The sequence below is a fragment of the Ruegeria sp. CDSB113 genome (assembly GCF_059611045.1).
In genome coordinates, this window is record NZ_JBXWOU010000004.1 from 1 (window position 1) to 16,471 (window position 16,471).

Annotated in this window: 14 protein-coding genes; 5 read left to right on the forward strand and 9 right to left on the reverse strand. The window is 57.4% G+C overall.

Going from position 1 to position 16,471, the window contains the following annotated elements; all coding sequences use genetic code 11:
- The first annotated feature begins 180 nt into the window (after positions 1-180).
- On the forward strand, positions 181-1,176 hold the full coding sequence (locus AC2FIS_RS08885) for a helix-turn-helix domain-containing protein (protein ID WP_496772922.1): 996 nt from the start codon (positions 181-183) through the stop codon (positions 1,174-1,176).
- 235 nt (positions 1,177-1,411) lie between these two features.
- Here the strand turns inward: AC2FIS_RS08885 and AC2FIS_RS08890 are convergent, their stop codons facing one another.
- Both AC2FIS_RS08890 and AC2FIS_RS08895 read right to left on the reverse strand, forming a co-directional pair.
- A complete protein-coding gene (locus AC2FIS_RS08890; protein ID WP_496772924.1) occupies positions 1,412-3,049 on the reverse strand; it encodes an adenylate/guanylate cyclase domain-containing protein in 1,638 nt (545 codons plus the stop codon).
- Between the two features lie 119 nt (positions 3,050-3,168).
- Positions 3,169-3,861, reverse strand: coding sequence for a Crp/Fnr family transcriptional regulator (locus AC2FIS_RS08895; RefSeq protein ID WP_113790837.1), 693 nt, complete (start codon positions 3,859-3,861; stop codon positions 3,169-3,171).
- Between the two features lie 181 nt (positions 3,862-4,042).
- On the opposite strand from AC2FIS_RS08895, the gene hemA reads away from it, so the two are divergent.
- Both hemA and AC2FIS_RS08905 read left to right on the forward strand, forming a co-directional pair.
- Positions 4,043-5,266, forward strand: a complete 1,224-nt coding sequence (gene hemA / locus AC2FIS_RS08900; protein WP_496772926.1) for a 5-aminolevulinate synthase — start codon at positions 4,043-4,045, stop codon at positions 5,264-5,266.
- Between the two features lie 94 nt (positions 5,267-5,360).
- On the forward strand, positions 5,361-5,840 hold the full coding sequence (locus AC2FIS_RS08905) for a hypothetical protein (protein ID WP_496772927.1): 480 nt from the start codon (positions 5,361-5,363) through the stop codon (positions 5,838-5,840).
- Positions 5,841-6,457: 617 nt separating this feature from the next.
- On the opposite strand, the gene AC2FIS_RS08910 is transcribed toward AC2FIS_RS08905, so the two are convergent.
- Genes AC2FIS_RS08910 through AC2FIS_RS08935 form a run of 6 tightly spaced genes read right to left on the reverse strand, consistent with a single transcriptional unit; the run spans position 6,458 to position 11,876 of the window.
- Positions 6,458-6,745 (reverse strand): cytochrome C oxidase subunit IV family protein, encoded by a 288-nt coding sequence (locus tag AC2FIS_RS08910; protein WP_496772928.1) that lies wholly within the window; start codon positions 6,743-6,745, stop codon positions 6,458-6,460.
- A 5-nt stretch (positions 6,746-6,750) separates the two neighbouring features.
- The gene (locus tag AC2FIS_RS08915; RefSeq protein ID WP_496772930.1) at positions 6,751-7,299 is read right to left on the reverse strand and encodes a cytochrome c oxidase subunit 3; all 549 of its coding nucleotides are present in this window, start codon (positions 7,297-7,299) and stop codon (positions 6,751-6,753) included.
- Positions 7,296-9,218, reverse strand: a complete 1,923-nt coding sequence (locus tag AC2FIS_RS08920; RefSeq protein ID WP_496772931.1) for a nitric oxide reductase activation protein NorD — start codon at positions 9,216-9,218, stop codon at positions 7,296-7,298. Before AC2FIS_RS08920 ends, AC2FIS_RS08915 begins: the two co-directional genes overlap by 4 nt.
- Positions 9,219-9,227: 9 nt before the next feature.
- Complete coding sequence (locus AC2FIS_RS08925; RefSeq protein ID WP_496772933.1) at positions 9,228-10,037, reverse strand: CbbQ/NirQ/NorQ/GpvN family protein; 810 nt, start codon at positions 10,035-10,037, stop codon at positions 9,228-9,230.
- 5 nt (positions 10,038-10,042) lie between these two features.
- Complete coding sequence (locus AC2FIS_RS08930) at positions 10,043-11,410, reverse strand: cbb3-type cytochrome c oxidase subunit I (protein WP_058274912.1); 1,368 nt, start codon at positions 11,408-11,410, stop codon at positions 10,043-10,045.
- 16 nt (positions 11,411-11,426) lie between these two features.
- Positions 11,427-11,876, reverse strand: a complete 450-nt coding sequence (locus AC2FIS_RS08935; RefSeq protein WP_113790844.1) for a c-type cytochrome — start codon at positions 11,874-11,876, stop codon at positions 11,427-11,429.
- A 305-nt stretch (positions 11,877-12,181) separates the two neighbouring features.
- Here AC2FIS_RS08935 and AC2FIS_RS08940 point away from each other — a divergent pair, with 305 nt between their 5' ends.
- Entirely contained in the window at positions 12,182-13,231 is a 1,050-nt protein-coding gene (locus AC2FIS_RS08940) for a Hint domain-containing protein (protein ID WP_496772935.1), read from the forward strand.
- 27 nt (positions 13,232-13,258) lie between these two features.
- Here AC2FIS_RS08940 and AC2FIS_RS08945 read toward each other — a convergent pair whose 3' ends face one another.
- Complete coding sequence (locus tag AC2FIS_RS08945; protein ID WP_496772936.1) at positions 13,259-14,437, reverse strand: NnrS family protein; 1,179 nt, start codon at positions 14,435-14,437, stop codon at positions 13,259-13,261.
- A gap of 234 nt (positions 14,438-14,671) precedes the next feature.
- On the opposite strand from AC2FIS_RS08945, the gene AC2FIS_RS08950 reads away from it, so the two are divergent.
- On the forward strand, positions 14,672-16,348 hold the full coding sequence (locus AC2FIS_RS08950; RefSeq protein WP_496772937.1) for a cytochrome D1 domain-containing protein: 1,677 nt from the start codon (positions 14,672-14,674) through the stop codon (positions 16,346-16,348).
- The last annotated feature ends 123 nt before the right edge of the window (positions 16,349-16,471 follow it).

The window sequence follows — 16,471 nt, forward strand, 5'->3', positions numbered from 1 at the left end:
TCGACAACGCTTACGGCGACAGAAACCTAATCTGCACATGCCCCCCAATGGACGCTTACGAAGAAGCCGCAGAGTAAGCGGGCTGAAACTCACGGCCGATCCCCAAAACTTCGGGGGTCGGCAATAAGGAATGGGCGGTGCCCCGAGGGACAAAGCCGAAGACCATCAGGTGGAGGAACAATGAAACACTATGTCCTCAAAAATGCCCGTTCACGGCAAGCCTGCGTTGCCAGGCAAACACCCAACAGAAATCATCACGTCGATGTTGTCCTCTCTGGCGCGGACATCGAAGCATCTGCACAGATCGTCCTGGATTTCTTTGATGCCTTGAACAGGCTGGTCGAACATCATTCTTACATCATCAACATTCGCAGGTTGGCTAAAGACCCGGTCGGAGGGCCGCTGTACTGGTCTGGGCGAACGGCACTGTTTTGGGGGGATATCCACGAAAACTGGCGGTTGGATGACTCTGAGAAATCCTGGACCTCACAGGTTGTGAACCTGTCGTCACGCACAATACTTGTCGGCAGTGCCGTTTTGCTGCTTGCTCAGATCGGGCGGGCAGAAAAAACAGTCGCCGCAGTGCACCCCAACTTCACGGCCGCAGCGCAGGAAATCGGTCTGATCGAGGATGGCTCGGGAATCCACATGGCCTATGATAACCGTTTGCACAGCGCATCGACCCGGTTAAGCGCATTACGCTTGTTGTCCAATTTCGTTTCGATCGATCACGGAGAGCACCTCGCAGACACTCTGCGTGGATACATCGGCCTGTCCGAGCCCAAAAGGACCGCCAAGAGCCATCTTGCAGTCCGGCTTTTCCAACGGTCCGAGGCCGATCCACAAGTGCGCCGAGCCATCGAAACGATGAGTGATAATCTTGAGGAGCCGTTGCGGATCTCGGATCTGGCGCAAATGCTGGGTACGTCTACCCGACAGTTGCAGCGTCGGTTCCTGAACAGAACCGGCACAAAGCTTTTGACAACGTACAGAGAACTTCGTCTGGAACGGGCTGACACGTTGCTTCGGACAACGGATCTGTCGCAGCGAGAGATTTCGGCAGCCACCGGGTTTTCTTCTGCCGTCGCTTTGGGTCGCGCCTTTCGCGCCCATTACAAGACATCCCCGGACGACATCCGAAATCAACGCTTTGCGGGACAGTTATCCGCCAGGTAGGACGAAAAGGACCGCGCCCTGGTAAACAGTCGGTTCGTCACCCCCACCTCAAGTCAAACACACTCGCTGACTCACGCATCGGGTGAGTTGCCGCTCCCATTGGGCCGTCTTCAGAGTGCGCACTGAAGCCGTTTTGGTTGGCCCAGTCTTGTAGATTGTAGGCGCGCTTATCGCTGGCACATGACCGCCTGCCCCCGCCTTTTGAAGTTACGACGGGCGCAACTCCCTGCATTTGTCAGGGATAGGGTGCACAAACGTGAGGCGCCGCCCGGCTTTCGACCAGGCGCGCCAATTCAAAGGCCGAAACGCGGGTTCCTATGCCTTTCAGATCGAACGGTCCCGCCGGGGTCATATCTATCCGGACCTGACGCGCAGTTGCATTTGAGACAAGCACCTGACCGTCCTTGGCGATTTCACACAGGCGTGCCGCCAGATTGGGCGCAGGCCCGATGGCCGAGTAATCCAGACGACCCTCAAAACCAATCCGACCCAAGGTTGCTGCGCCCGTTGCGATCCCAATGCCGAGGCCAAGACCATGCTGCGCTATACCGGCCCTGTATGGGACCATCGCCTTTCGGACATCCACTTGCATTTTCTGGGCCAGATCAACGGCTCTTTGTGCAGCATCATCCAGCGGCACAGGCGCGCCGAACAAAACCATCAAACCGTCGCCGAGAAACCGTTCCAACGTTCCCCCGCAGGCCTCAACAAGCGGCCCGCAAGTGCCGTGAAATGAGTTCAGGGCCGCGACGACCTGATCCGCATTGGCAACGGTGGCGAAGGCCGTGAAACCGCGCAGATCGGCAAAAAGAACTGTGATCTCGGCCTTACGGGTTCTCAAGACATCCGCCTCATCCGTCGCGCCGACAATCATCGCTGCCACCTGAGACGGCAGGAAGCGCTTCAGACGATTGGTGCGCTCGATCACTTCTATCTGGTTGGCGACCCGAGTTTCCAACGCTGCATTCAAATCGGCCAGTTGGGCTTTTTGCACTTCGACTTGCCCGTAAAGCGCACCCAGTTTTTCGCTGGTCTGGTTCACGTGGTTCGCCAGCTCGCCCAGTTCGTCCCGATTGGGAACCGTAATCCGGGTGTCGAACCCACCCCGGGACAGCTTGCTGAGCACCGCATGGATGCGTTCGATTGGCCACAACAGGGACGACGAAATCGAATATCCCAACAAAAGGGCAATCCCAATCGCCGCGATCGCCGCAGCCGTAATGCTTAGACGTGAAGTCAAAAATGCCTGTTCTGTTGTCCTCGCCAGTTCGCGCACTTCCTGTTCGACATCCTGCGCCACGGTATACGCCTCGCGCTGCATGGCTTGGAGCGGCTCGAACATGTGGTCGATACCGTGTTGCGCTGCGGATAACAGATCGCCTTCGCGGTTCAGACGGCGCAGTTCAGTGATTGCCGGTAAAATGTCCTGAAGGTCAGATCGAAGGTTCGCGATCGCCTGTGCATCCGGCATTCCGGGCTGCCCGAAACTGCGAAAACCAAGGGCAAGGTTGCGCTCCAGCGCCGCCGAGACGTGAAGTATCGAACGCGTTGAAGCCCCCAGAATTCCATTGTGGTGAAGAGGGTCTTTCAGATTCTGCGGAACGAACAACGACAGAAGATGTGTGTTCAGGTTCGAGATCGTCGTTTGGGTGTCATTGAAAAACGCAATACGCTCCTGATCGCGCATCATCGTCTCTGACCGCAGATTGGCCTGATGTAAGGCATATAGACCAAACAACACCAAACAGACCAGCAGACCGGTTATTCCTAGAAAAGCCACCAGCAGCTTGGCCCGAACCGAAAGAGCGACCTTGGCGACGCTGAGCGCAACCAAGGGCGGCCTGTCAGGGCCACCGTTGCGGTCGTGTGTCATGCTGCACCCCCCGCCGAAATACGCGGCAGAACTGGCATGATTGTACACAAATATGCGAAAAAACGCTAGCAAATATGCTGAAATGTCTGCGCAAATAACCCTGTGAAGCGGAATGTACGCTACTTCTCGGACGAGTCGCTTTCGGCGTAGTCGCGCAGGCTTTGGATATCCGCGATTTCGGCGTGATTACGGTTGATTTTCACACCCACCGGCTTGAGCCGCGAAAACGCCCGGCTCAGACTTTCGGGTTTCATGCCCAAGCGCCCGGCAATCAGCATTTTATCATAAGGCAGCTCAACCTCGCAGCCGCCGGACACCTTGTCGGACAGGTTCAGCAAAAACTCGGCCACCCTTTGCGCCCCGGTCTGGGCCTTGAGTTGCTCTAGCTGCGCGACCAGTGAATGCAGATGGGTAAAGGTCGAAGCCAGGATCGACACGCCAATCTCAGGGTCTTCGCGCATCAGGGACAAAAGAAGCGGGCTGGGAATATGCATGATTTCGCAGGCGGAAACAGCCTCGGCAGAGACTGGGTAAGGCACATTGCGCAGCGCAACCGCCTCACCAAAGCTTTCGCCACGGGTAAAGACGCTGACGACGGCCTCGGCCCCTGTTGGCGCCATGCGAAACAGCTTGACCCAACCCGCCAGAACCACGTGAACCGCCTTGGCCTCTTCCTCCTGCAGAAAGATCGTCTCACCCCGGTCGTAGCGCCGCCAGATCGCATGGCTGAGCAGCTTGTCGATATGGTGCTCTGGCAGGCTTTTCAGCAATAGCGACTGTCTGGCGATTGCCTTTTGTGTTTCATGGGCCAAGAAGTGCCCCCTTTTTCCCTGGCCAATCTCTCAGCCGGTACATTCGTTGCCTTATCGCTATGCCAAACCTGAATCCTCTGCACCAGCTTTTTCCTGCGCCACAACTTGACAATTGTCATGTCATCGCACCGCCACCATGCCTAACCTCAGGTCAAAGCCAGTATTCCCGGGAGTGTGTGAGATGGACTACCAGCGATTTTTCACCCAGAGCCTTGATGATTTGCGGGATGAAGGAAACTATCGCGTTTTCATAGATCTGCAACGGAACTGCGGGGCCTTCCCGAACGCGCGCCAGACTGATGGAGCGGTGCAGCGAGATGTGCGGATCTGGTGTTCCAACGACTATTTGGGCATGGGGCAGCATCCGGAGGTGATTGGTGCGATGCATGACGCACTGGATCGCTGCGGTGCAGGTGCGGGTGGCACGCGCAACATCTCGGGCACAACACATGACCACGTGCTGCTGGAAAATGAACTGGCCGATCTGCACGGGAAGGAGGCCGCGCTGCTGTTCACTTCGGGTTATGTCTCGAACTGGGCCGCACTAGGAACTCTGGCGGCCAAAATCCCTGGGCTGATCGTTTTCTCTGATGCGTTGAATCACGCGTCGATGATCGAAGGCATCCGCCATTCGCGCGCGCAAAAGGTCATCTGGAAGCACAACGACCTTGAAGACCTCGAGGCGAAACTGGCCGCGGCCGCCCCCAACGCGCCCAAGATGATCGCGTTTGAATCTGTCTATTCGATGGATGGCGACATCGCTCCGATCAAGGATATCTGCGATTTGGCCGACAAATACGGCGCGATGACCTATCTGGATGAAGTTCACGCCGTTGGTCTTTACGGCCCCCGTGGCGGTGGCATTGCTGAGCGTGAGGGGCTGATGGACCGGCTGACCGTGATCGAAGGCACGCTAGGCAAGGCATACGGCGTGGTTGGCGGGTATATCGCCGCCTCGGCTGCGCTGTGCGATTTTGTTCGCAGCTTTGCCAGCGGGTTCATCTTTACCACCGCCCTGCCCCCCGCAATTGCGGCAGGTGCTGCCGCCTCGATCCGACATCTGAAGCAGTCGAATGCCGAGCGTGACTTTCAAAAAGCGCGCGTGGATAAGGTCCGGGCCCGGTTGGATGCCGAAGGGATTCCACATCTACCCAACCCTAGCCACATTATCCCGGTGATGGTCGGTGATCCGGTGAAATGCAAATTCATCTCGGATACGCTGTTGGAAGAGTTCGGTATCTATATCCAACCGATCAACTACCCCACCGTTCCGAAAGGAACCGAGCGTTTGCGTATTACCCCTTCGCCCGTGCATACGGATGAAGATATCGACCATCTGGTCGGCGCTCTGTCGGCGCTGTGGCACCGCTGCCAGATCGCGCGGATGCCGATGGCGGCGCAATAGTCAAAGCGCCCCCTCGTTTCAAAATCGCCGCCTCATCGAGACGGTTTTCTCGGCGCGACAAACTTCTGCCCAATTCACATTCTAACCGGAAAGCATGAAGCAGTTTATTCCTTTAGGTTGTATAGTCCTCGCCCTCAGTGGGTGCAGCCGAGAAACCCCACGCGACAAGATGTTCGATGAATTGCGTACGCAAAAGAATGTTCAGACGCCTTTTCCAAGCGCAGGTTTTACCTATGCCAGCTTTGACACCGGCCACGGCTATCAAATCGAGTATCTGGATTCCAATGGGCGCGCTTTTCTTTGGTACCCGGGCAATCGCAGTGCTGTGTCGGGCGAATGGAAAATCGTGCTGGACGAGATTTGCTATCGCTACGATTCGAACACGTTCAACCCTCAAACATTGCAGCGAGGCGGATCTTGGAGCTGCAATTTCACGGGACGGGCTGGCTATCTCGTCACTGCCTATCAAAAAGGTGATCCCTTCAATCTGATATCCGGGAAAATCCCTTATGCCCGCAGCAAATGCGATCTTCCCAAAGAATTAAATAACATCAAGAAAGTGAGTTGCGAATGAGGATTGTATTATCTGCTGTGGTTCTTGTTCTCATGAGCCACGCAGCAGTTAGTGCCTGCACCAGCATGAAGCGCTTGCCCGTATTCAACTATAAGAAACATGCCAGTGGTGACGCTGATTTCTATGGCCTAGACCCCAAGAAAGGTCGATAAATCGTCATCCAGCACACGGGCGGCATTTCTAAAATCGAAATTTCAGCAAAACGTGGTGCAAAGGCGCAATACACCCGAGCGGGTACCGGAGACCCCTTGCCTGTGACCGTTATGGTTTCCGAAAACCTCTGCGCTCAAGGAAGTAAGCGTCTGTTCACAAAGAAATTTCATGCCCGATTAAAGGAACAGTACTCAACGCAGTTCTTTTTGCCGTTTTCCGCTTCTCAAAACAAGACCCCGGCTATTAATCTGGCTCAATCGGTTCTGCGGGCAACGTACTGCCCAAAGGGTAAAATCGCGCTCAACCACAAGTTTCAATACGTCGACAAGTCCGGCAGCAACCCTGTCGTGAAAACTGCGCCCGCAGCCCGACCCTGGGGGTCCGATCCATTCGATGAAAAGTGGATCATTCAACTGACCTGCTCTGAATGGCGAAGCATCCAATAGGAACTATGGCGGACGGCTTCAGATCAGGAACAGTGCCAGAATAAGGCACCCGAAGGCGATCATGACAAAAGTGAACCCGCGCAGCCACGTGGGGCTATCGGCAAGGTCCAGGTAACGCGCGAGGATCACCCGCGCTTTGATCAGCGCCAGAATCAGAATGCCTCCACCAAGTAAGGCCGAGTGCACTGGCAACATGGTCAGCAATGTGGATGCCAGGCTGAGTGCCAGCAAGGCAATCCATGCCTGTGTCAGCAGATTCGAATGCCTCCGGCGGGAGGAGTTGGGAAAAGAAGAAGCGCTAGGCATGCCTATCAACCCAGCAAATAGATCACGGGAAACAGCATGATCCAAACCAGATCGACCATGTGCCAGAACTGCGCACCTGCCTCGATGTTACGGACATCGTCGCGCCAGGCGACTAATAGCAGGATACCCACTCCGGCCAGCACATGTGCCGCGTGAAAGCCGGTCAGCAGAAAATAGAACATGAAAAACGGGTGGGTCTCAAACGTGATTCCCTGCGCCGCTTTGCCTGCGTATTCGACACCTTTGATGACCAGGAACACCACGCCCAACAGAGCCGCGCCAATCAGCGCGAGGCGGGCGATGCCACGATGGCAAGCACGGCGCCAAAGCAGCGCCTGCGCGGCGAGGTAACCTGACGTGACCAGCACTGCTGTATTGAAGGCCGCACCCGTGCGATAGAGATGCGACTGCGCCTCAGCAAAGCCCGCCGGGTCGGTCAGGCGAACCGCCATGAAGGCGATCAAGCCTGCCCCGAATACCAGCAGCTCCGAGATGATGAGCACCCACATCAACAACTCACCCGGAAGCTCGTCGATCAGGGAGGTGTCGCTCATGCGCCGACCAGTTGGCGGTAGATCTGCGGCAGCGCCATGGTCAGCCGGTGCGGGTCGGGGATGGCGGCGAAACCGCCCTGTCCGAACATGCGGGGGAACCAGCTTTTGCCTGTCTTGTCGATGGTCACACCAAACACTGATTGCCCGGCGCGGCGGGCCTCGCGGACAGCCATGCAGGTGTCTTCGATACCGTGGCGGCCTTCGTAATGGTCCAGATCGTTGGGCTTGCCATCGGTGATGACCAGCAGCAGGCGACGCTTTCGCGATTGTGCCGCCAGGTCGGCTGAACAATGTCGGATCGCAGCCCCGAGCCGGGTATAGTGGCCCGGTCGCAGCGATGCGATGCGCTGTTCGACGGTCGCACCCATCGGCTCATCAAAGCGTTTGCAGCGCTGTACGTAGACGCGCTGGCGTTTTAGCGAACTGAAGGCGTGGATGGCGAAATCGTCACCACAGGCGTTCAGGCCCCAAGCGAGCGCGGCCAGCGCCTCACGTTCGATGTCGATCACGGCCCGGCCTGTGACGGCGCTTTCAGTGGAGCGGCTGACATCCAGCAGGATCGAGACGGCAAGGTCGCGCGCCTCGGGACGGGATTGCATCCAGATACGCTCGGTTCCTTCGCCATTGGCGCAGCGATCGACCTGCGCTCGAACGGCGGCCTCGATATCCAGTTGGTCGCCATCCAGATGGCCGCGCGTCATAACACGACCTGGGCGAAGGGCTTCAAATTGGCGCTTAACGGCGCGGATCCGGCGGGCGGTCGCTGGGTCCTTTCCGAACGCAGCCGCGTCATCGCGAATTTCGGCATCCGAGAGCAGAACGTTCACGTGGTCGGGCAGATATTGCCCCGTGCGCACGTCCCACTCGGGGTAGAGGATGCGGCCCGACAAACGTTCTCGGTTCACATCTTCTGGGGCGAGGTCCAAATGCAGTTTCAGCTTGGTGGGAGGGGCTTTGGAGATTTGTCCTAGGCCAATCTCTTCTTGGTCGTCGGCAGCCTTTTTGGCGTTGTCGGGATCATCGTCATCGATACGGCGATTGATGTTAAGAAACTCAGCCCAGCTGAGGATGGCTTCGAACTTGTGCAGGATGAAACTGTCACTGCGGGATGCCTGATCCGATTTGCGGCGGCGCGCCCGATGGGTCTTTTCGCCCGATTCCTCGGGCGGGCCTTCGGTGTCCGGGTTTTCAACCTCGTTATGTTCGGAAAAGCCGACGGCACGCAATTCCGGCCAAAGCGGAACCGGACGGAAATGCTGATAGCTGCGCGAGGCGGTAAGGTCATCGTCAAGCGCCCGAAGCTGTTCTGCCCGGGGCGAAAGCGGCGTGGTATCACCCAGCATTTGGCGGACCAGTTCTTCGACGGCGGCCTCGACCGGGGGCAGATCGGGTACGTCGCGCTGGTGCAGCAGCCCTTTGCAAAGCTCGGTATACAGCGGGCGAAGGCCGGGGGCGTCCTGCAGCGTCGCCGCAACCATTTCTTGCGCGGCGATCAGCGCACTCAAGTCAGCGCGTAACGGATCATCGTCATCAATTCGGGTTCCGGCATGGGCCGCCGCAGCCGCCAGCCAGACGTACAGTGCGCCGTTGGCCGCGCGCACGGGAAACACCGCCAAACGGTCCGGCAGGCGCAGAACCTCGCCATCAAACGAAGCGCGCGGCATCAGTTCCACCTCAGTGGCCAGCCGACGGCGCCAGCTTAGGCGATGGCGGGAAACCTCGGGTGAGACCGGGCGTAATTCTACGCCCGGACTACCCCCAAGTCCTCGGAAGAGGACAGCCAGCCGCCCCGCGACCTCAGAAAGGTCGACCGCGGCTCCAACATGCACCTCAGGTGCATCGAAGCGGCTGGCAAGGGTGTGCCACAGTTTCCCGATCGTTTCTTCGGGTTCCCATGGCTCAAATTCGATCTTGACCATTGGCCGGCCTCACCCAAAGACAGCCGTGACAAGATCGAGGAGCCCGCGTTTGATATCCTCGTCATCGGTCAGAGGTTCGATCATGGCGGCGAGGATGGCGCGGTCGGTCGACATGCCCTGTGCGATCAGAGTCGCAGCGTAGATGACCAAACGGGTGGAAACGCCTTCCTCTAGATCCTGACCTTTGAGGCCCCTCAGCTTGCCTGCAAGGCGCACCAGTGGCTTGCAGCGTTCCAGTGTTAGACCGCTTTCCTGGGCGACGACTTCGGCCTCCATTTCCGGTGATGGAAAGTCGAACTCCAGCGAGATAAAACGCTGACGGGTCGAGGGTTTCAGGGTTTTCAGGATGTTCTGGTAACCGGGGTTGTACGAGGCCACCAGCATGAAGCCAGGTGTGGCCTCAAGTTCTTCGCCCGTGCGGTCGATCGGCAGGATACGTCTGTCGTCAGTCAACGGGTGCAGTACGACGGTCACGTCTTTGCGGGCCTCTACCACCTCATCCAGATAGCAGATTGCGCCCTCGCGGACAGCGCGGGTCAGAGGGCCGTCGACCCAGATGGTCTCGCCCCCCTTTAGCAGATAGCGACCGATCAGGTCTGCGGCGGCCAGATCGTCGTGGCAAGCCACTGTGTAGAGGGGCCGACCTAGATGCGCGGCCATATGAGCCACAAATCGGGTTTTTCCGCAGCCTGTCGGACCTTTCAGCAGGACCGGCAAGTTGTTGGTATAGGCGGCGGTGAATACATCGCATTCATCGCGTTGGGGCAGGTAGAAGGGGGCGCCAGCCGCCCCCGTTCCCATTTGAATGGAGCCATCCATTTGCATCACTCCGCTGGGGTTTCAGCTGCGCCCGGCTCGATGATCTCTTTGCGAGGCACCCAGACCGAGTAGATGAACAACAGGGCACCAAGGACCACCACAACTCCGGACCCAAAGCGCATCCAGTAGAAGATCGCGATCTGGTCTTGCACGTCCATGAAGTAGTCTCCGACCACGCGCTGCATGTGCGTCTGCACGGTTCCGCCGAAAGTCAGCACGAAGGTCATGAAGACCATACCGCTGGTCATCAGCCAGAACGACCCCATGTTCATCACCTGATTGTACGGATCGCGGTTTTTAAGGATCGGCATGGCATAGCTGAAGATCGCCAGGTTGAGGCAGACATAGGCACCGTAAAAGGCCAGGTGACCGTGGGCTGCGGTGATCTGCGTACCGTGGGTATAGTAGTTCACCCCGTGCAGCGTGTGCAGGAAGCCCCAGACGCCAGCGCCAAAGAAGGCAAGCGTGGCACAGCCAAGCGACCACAGCAGCGCGGCCTTGTTGGGGTGGTCCCGACGGCCCTTCCAGACCATGACGAAGGCAAAGGCCATCATCGCGAAGAACGGGATCACCTCGAGGCTTGAGAAGATCGACCCGATCCACTGCCAGTAGGCCGGTGTCCCGATCCAATAATAGTGGTGGCCGGTGCCCAGGATGCCTGAGAACAGCGCGGCGGCGACGATGACATAGAGCCATTTTTCGACTACCTCACGGTCAACACCGGTCAGCTTCAGCATCAAGTAGGCCAGGATCGAGGCCATGATCAGTTCCCACACACCTTCGACCCACAGGTGGACAACATACCACCAGTATTGCTTGTCCAGCGAGAGGTTGCCCGGGTTGTAGAAGGCAAACAGGAACAGCAGCGCCAGCCCCCAAAGACCCAGCAACAAGATGTTGGTAATCGCGGTCTTCTTGCCCTTCAGAACGGTCATCGACACGTTGTAAAGGAAGATCAGTGCGGCCACGACGATGCCCGCCTTGACCCATTTGGGTTGCTCAAGGAACTCGCGCCCCTCTTTCCCCAGCAGCCAGTTTCCTTCGAACAAGTTGAACGTATAGGTCAAAACCACGCCCAGTGTACCGACAACCAAAATGATCAGTTGCAGATAGGCCAGCATGGGCGAATGGATCTCACGCTCGGCCTCTTCCGGGATCAGAAAATAGGCCGCACCAAAGAAGCCCAGGATCAACCAGACGATCAACGCATTTGTATGTAGCATCCGCACAATGTTGAACGGCAGAAGCTCGCTCAGGAAATTGGGCGATACATAAATCCAGCCGGCGATCAGACCGCCGATTACCTGGATCGCGAACAGGCCCATCGCTACGGCAAAGTAGGCGTAGGCAATTTTTTGGGATTCGTATTTCATTGCTCCGTTCCCTTCCTCAGCCAGCCTCGTTGGGCGGCCAGTCCTGAGCATCGATATTATCCGTCCAGATCAGGAAGTTGGTCAGATCACGGATTTCTTCATCGCTAAGGTTGAATTGCGGCATCTGCCGACGTCCGGGGATGCCGGTAGGCTGTGCTTCCATCCATCCCTTGAGGGCATCAAAAGCCGATTCCGGATCATCCAGAACATCCCACCGGGTCATCACGTTGCCGACCTCGGGGGCAAAGTAAGCCCCTTCACCCAGGATCGTGTGACAATTGATACAGGCGTGTTTTTCCCAGACATGTTTGCCCCGCACCACGCTGTCATCAAGATTCGCGGCATTCTCGGAATTCACGATGTACCAGTGGGAATGGGCCGACAAAGCCAGAAAGATAAGAATAAAGAACAGTGACCCGCCATAGAAAATATTGCGGGCCATGCTCTTGGTCATGACTTCTCGCATCGCGCTCTCCTTTGCGCAGATTAGCTTGTGAAGATCAGCATGCAGTTGGGGACGGTGCAGCGCCTTAACGAAAGTCAAGACTGGCAAACATCGCTGATGAAGCACCCAGAGCCCGCAACAAAAGACCAACCCGACTGTGGCCTGCGGGAGACTATTGCACCTACAATTGGTCTAAATACCCCAAAAATGCCGTCTTAACGCCTTGAAAAACGTCGCCAGACTTAGCAACATTTTTTCGTGAGCACTCAGTAGCGTCGCTTTTGCGCGGCCTCGCAGAAGCAAAGCACACAAAGGTCAGGGTAACGATGGCAATTGATATTTACGGTGCATTCCGTTCTGACTCGACGATGTCGACCAGTCAGGCGCAGCTTTACCAAGTCAATACTACATTCCAGATATCTCAATACAGCCAGATTACGATTTCCGACGGTGCCGATCCTACGATCATCGACGGGGACAACGTATCCAATGAAACTCCCAATGACCCAACCCAGACATATCTTGGGCGCGCGTTTGATTGGGATTACACCATCCGGGTCCGTGATGAAGATGGCAATACTTATGAAATCGGCGTCATGGATTGGGACATCAACAACAACGGGTCTATGAATACCGACTCCGCTGAGCAGGGTTACTTCCTTGGCTTTATTGACGGCAGCGTCCCTCCTCTGAACACGACGCTCACTATTATCGAATTGACCGACAATGGCCCGGACATTCCGGTTGATACGGTTGTGCCGTGTTTCACAAAGGGTACGCTGATCGAGACGCCAAATGGCATGCGCCCTATCGAGACGCTTGCAGTCGGGGATGAGGTGGTGACGATGGACCGGGGTCCGCAGCGTATTCGCTGGATCGGTGCTCGCGCGCTGACCAGCCAGGAGTTGTTGGAAAAGCCCAAGCTCCGACCCATCCGTATCGCGGCGGGTGCACTCGGCAGCGGGCTGCCGCAGCGGGACTTGCTGGTGTCTCCACAGCATCGCATGCTGGTGCGATCAGCTGTTGCGATCCGTATGTTCGAAACCAGCGAAATCCTTGTGGCTGCACACTCGCTGGTCGGCATTTCCGGAATATCCGTCGAGGAAGACGCGGAATCGGTCGAATATTATCACATGCTCTTCGAACAGCATGAGATCGTCTTTGCCGAAGGCGCCCCATCCGAAAGTCTGTTTGCCGGCTCCGAAGCCCTTAGGACTGTGCCGCCCGAGGCGCGGGCAGAAATGCTGGAGCTGTTTCCCGCCCTGGCCACAGAGGGTTTCGTCCCACCATCCGCCCGTCCGATTCCTACCAAAGGCAAGCAGGTTCGGCACATGGTGCAACGCCACATCAAGAACAGCCGATCGTTGATCGAGTGACATTAGCCTCTTGGAACAACGAGGTGTCTAGCTCCGCGTTGCGCGCGGGCCGGTCAAAGCAGGCCACATCGAGATCAGGTAAAGCGCAAAGGCGGTGACCCACAAACCGTCCGACAAAAGCATCGCGACGAGATAGCCCGCATTCAACTCGGCCCCGACCCAGCGCGACAGTGCGGCCACCGCCATCAAACCATAGGCTACAACCATCAGCCCAGGCGCGACCAGCGCGCGACCGCTATGTCCAAGCGCAGCGCGGCTCATGACGGCCAATGTCATGCCACCTACGCAACCGATACCAAGGACATGCAAGGCTGCAACCTCATTGCCAATGCCCAGAACCGCCAACCCCCACAGGATCAGACCCAGTGCCAGCATGCCCAACCCCAGATGCAGCGCCAGCAGGATCGGCTCCCGTGCGGCCCAAGCTGTCCGCCACCGGGCCATGCGCAGGATTTGCACGACGCCCAACACCAGGGCAACTACACCGGCAGCACCCCAATCGCCTGATGCCAAAACGCTCAACGGTAGGATAAGCGACAGTCCGATACCCAGCTTGTCCAATGCACCGACGGAAACGGGCCAATCCGTTTCGGGCACACCGGCGCGTTTCATGGCATTACGGGTAAAGGCCGGCGTGATCCGTCCGCCCAGAATGGCAATCATCGCGCAGAGCGCCAGCAGACCCGCCCGCAGCCCAGATTGCAACGTGTCATCCGTCAACCCAATCCACTCCAGATGGGTCAGCAAGTCCGCGACCCAGATCAAGCTGAGCAGCAAGAGGAAAATCAGGTTCTGTGGTTTTGGTCGGCGCATCAGCTGCGTCGCGATCTTCGCCGCGAGGATCGGAACAAAAGCAAGGTCCACCGCTGCAACCACCACCGGCGGCAATACACCCGAAAACCACATCGCCATACGGCCAGCCAGCCACACCCCGGCCGCGATCGCAATAAACCGCGCGCGCACGTCCGGCGCGCCAGTCCAGTTTGGCACTGCCGTCAGAAAGAAGCCGCCCAACGCTGCGGTCGCATATCCAAAGATCATCTCATGCGCGTGCCACATGGGCGGCGTCATGCCGTAATCCGGCGACAGGTAAGGCACCGTCAACCACAGCCCCCAAACCAATCCGACAAACAGGCCATACAATCCGGCGGACAGAAAGAATACGCGGAACCCCTCACCAAATATCCGGGTGATGATTGCGGGCATGGCTGCTCTCCTTGGTCGTTTTCCCAAGCCCTAACATCCCATCTGTGTGCAGCACTTAACCAAAATCAAAACCGGCGGAAAACATGTCCCTAGAACACAGAATTTCTAAGGTTTTTTTGCGCATTTTTTGCATCCATGCCCCTGTTTGCGCGCCATCCGTTGACTTTCGTCAAGGAGCGGAAGGCCACGATGGGCCACCCTTGGACCTGCCTCACCAGCAAATGGAGAGTGATCATGTCACTTGGAATCAGCTACAAAAAAACTGGCCGTGCCTTTGGGGTCGGTTTGGCGATGCTGCTGGGCAGCGTCGCTGCCCCGACACTCGCCGAAGAGCCAACCCTTGATAAGGACGCCTTTGAATCGTCAAAACAATTGTACTTTGAACGCTGCGCCGGGTGCCATGGCGTATTGCGCAAAGGGGCGACCGGTAAAAGCCTTGAACCATTGGTGGAAACGAAAAACGCCGACGGCACCGTGACCGAATCCGGCACCCTGAAACTGGGACAGGAACGGCTCGAAAAAATTATCGCCTGGGGCACCGAAGGCGGGATGAACAACTTCTCGGACGTGATGTCCGAGGACGAGATCCGCAATATGGCAACCTACATTCAGATGGAGCCGCCCAAGCCGCCGGAAATGTCTCTTGAGCAGATGATGGCGACCCGCAAGGTCTATGTCGAACCCGAAGATTACCCGACCGAGCCACTGCATGGCCGCAACTGGGAAAACTTCTTCGTGGTTATCGAACGTGACGTGGGCAAGGTGGCCGTGATCGACGGCGACACCAAGGAAGTGCTGGCACATATTCCGACAGGTTATGCCGTTCACGTCCTGAAAGCGTCCGAGCATCACAAGCTGGAGGAACCCGAAAACCCTGGCCGCTTCTGGTACACTATGGGCCGCGACGGCAAGATGACCAAGATCGACCTGTGGCAGAATCCTGAAAACATGCTCGTGGCCGAGGTGACCATTGGCTATGACGCCCGCGACGTAGCCGTATCTGGCGACGGTAAATATGTGATCGGTGGGGCATATTGGCCACCGCATTTTGCAATCGTGGATGCCGACACAATGGAACCGAAAAAGGTTGTCTCTACCCGGGGCTACAATGTGGACGGGGACTATGTGGAAGAGGCTCGCGTGGCCGCAATCTACACCACCCCGAATGAACCCACATGGATTGTGGCCGTGAAGGAACTCGGTCAGCTGTGGCAGGTGGATTATTCCGATCTGGACAACCTGCGGATCGACAAGATCGACAGCGCCAAGTTCCTGCATGACGGTTTTTTTGATCCAACCGGCCGTTACTTCCAGATCGCCGCCAACGCGTCGAACAAGATGGTTGTGGTCGATACCGAGACCCACAAACTAGAAGCCATGATCGACACTGCGCCGCTGCCACACCCCGGTCCGGGCGCCAACTGGGAAGACCCGAATTGTGGCCCGGTTGCCGGTACGACCCACCTGGGCGAAGGCACTGTCACCGTCTGGGGCAACGACCCCGAGGGGCGCCCGGACGACGCCTGGAAAGTCTGCTACGAGGTGGAAACCGACGGACCCGGTCTGTTCATTCGGACACACCCGGAATCGGACTATATCTGGGCCGACCAGACCAAGCACCCTGAGCCTGAGGTTCAGCAATCGGTGCAGGTCATCGACAAGGCCACTGGTGAGATCGTGAAAACGATCCAGATCACCGAAGAGGAAGGCAATGTCGCCGTCCACTTCGAGTTCAACCAGGACGGTTCCGAGGTTTGGGTTTCCAAGTGGAACCGCTCGACCTCGAAAGAAGCGAACGGTGAGATCGTGATCTACGACTCCAAGACGCTGGAAGAGATCGGCCGCGTGAAGGGGCTGTTTGCGCCCACCGGCAAATTCAACGTCTACAACCGGTCGAACCACGTGACCTGACGGGTTCTAAACCAACTTTGGAAAGGGCGGGCCCCTCGCCCGCCCTTTCTTTGTTTGACAGCTCAGCCAAATTCACCGGCCTGACAAATGAGGCCAGACAAGAAAGCCAATACGGAGCCCGGA

What these genes read in the sequence shown, in the direction of transcription:
- AC2FIS_RS08945 (WP_496772936.1), bottom strand. Translation starts at nt 14,437, where the DNA reads ATGCCCGCAATCATCACCCGGATATTTGGTGAGGGGTTCCGCGTATTC.
- AC2FIS_RS08890 (WP_496772924.1), bottom strand. Translation starts at nt 3,049, where the DNA reads ATGACACACGACCGCAACGGTGGCCCTGACAGGCCGCCCTTGGTTGCG.
- AC2FIS_RS08920 (WP_496772931.1), bottom strand. Translation starts at nt 9,218, where the DNA reads ATGGTCAAGATCGAATTTGAGCCATGGGAACCCGAAGAAACGATCGGG.
- AC2FIS_RS08885 (WP_496772922.1), top strand. Translation starts at nt 181, where the DNA reads ATGAAACACTATGTCCTCAAAAATGCCCGTTCACGGCAAGCCTGCGTT.
- AC2FIS_RS08940 (WP_496772935.1), top strand. Translation starts at nt 12,182, where the DNA reads ATGGCAATTGATATTTACGGTGCATTCCGTTCTGACTCGACGATGTCG.
- hemA (WP_496772926.1), top strand. Translation starts at nt 4,043, where the DNA reads ATGGACTACCAGCGATTTTTCACCCAGAGCCTTGATGATTTGCGGGAT.
- AC2FIS_RS08930 (WP_058274912.1), bottom strand. Translation starts at nt 11,410, where the DNA reads ATGAAATACGAATCCCAAAAAATTGCCTACGCCTACTTTGCCGTAGCG.
- AC2FIS_RS08905 (WP_496772927.1), top strand. Translation starts at nt 5,361, where the DNA reads ATGAAGCAGTTTATTCCTTTAGGTTGTATAGTCCTCGCCCTCAGTGGG.
- AC2FIS_RS08910 (WP_496772928.1), bottom strand. Translation starts at nt 6,745, where the DNA reads ATGCCTAGCGCTTCTTCTTTTCCCAACTCCTCCCGCCGGAGGCATTCG.
- AC2FIS_RS08935 (WP_113790844.1), bottom strand. Translation starts at nt 11,876, where the DNA reads ATGCGAGAAGTCATGACCAAGAGCATGGCCCGCAATATTTTCTATGGC.
- AC2FIS_RS08950 (WP_496772937.1), top strand. Translation starts at nt 14,672, where the DNA reads ATGTCACTTGGAATCAGCTACAAAAAAACTGGCCGTGCCTTTGGGGTC.
- AC2FIS_RS08925 (WP_496772933.1), bottom strand. Translation starts at nt 10,037, where the DNA reads ATGGATGGCTCCATTCAAATGGGAACGGGGGCGGCTGGCGCCCCCTTC.
- AC2FIS_RS08915 (WP_496772930.1), bottom strand. Translation starts at nt 7,299, where the DNA reads ATGAGCGACACCTCCCTGATCGACGAGCTTCCGGGTGAGTTGTTGATG.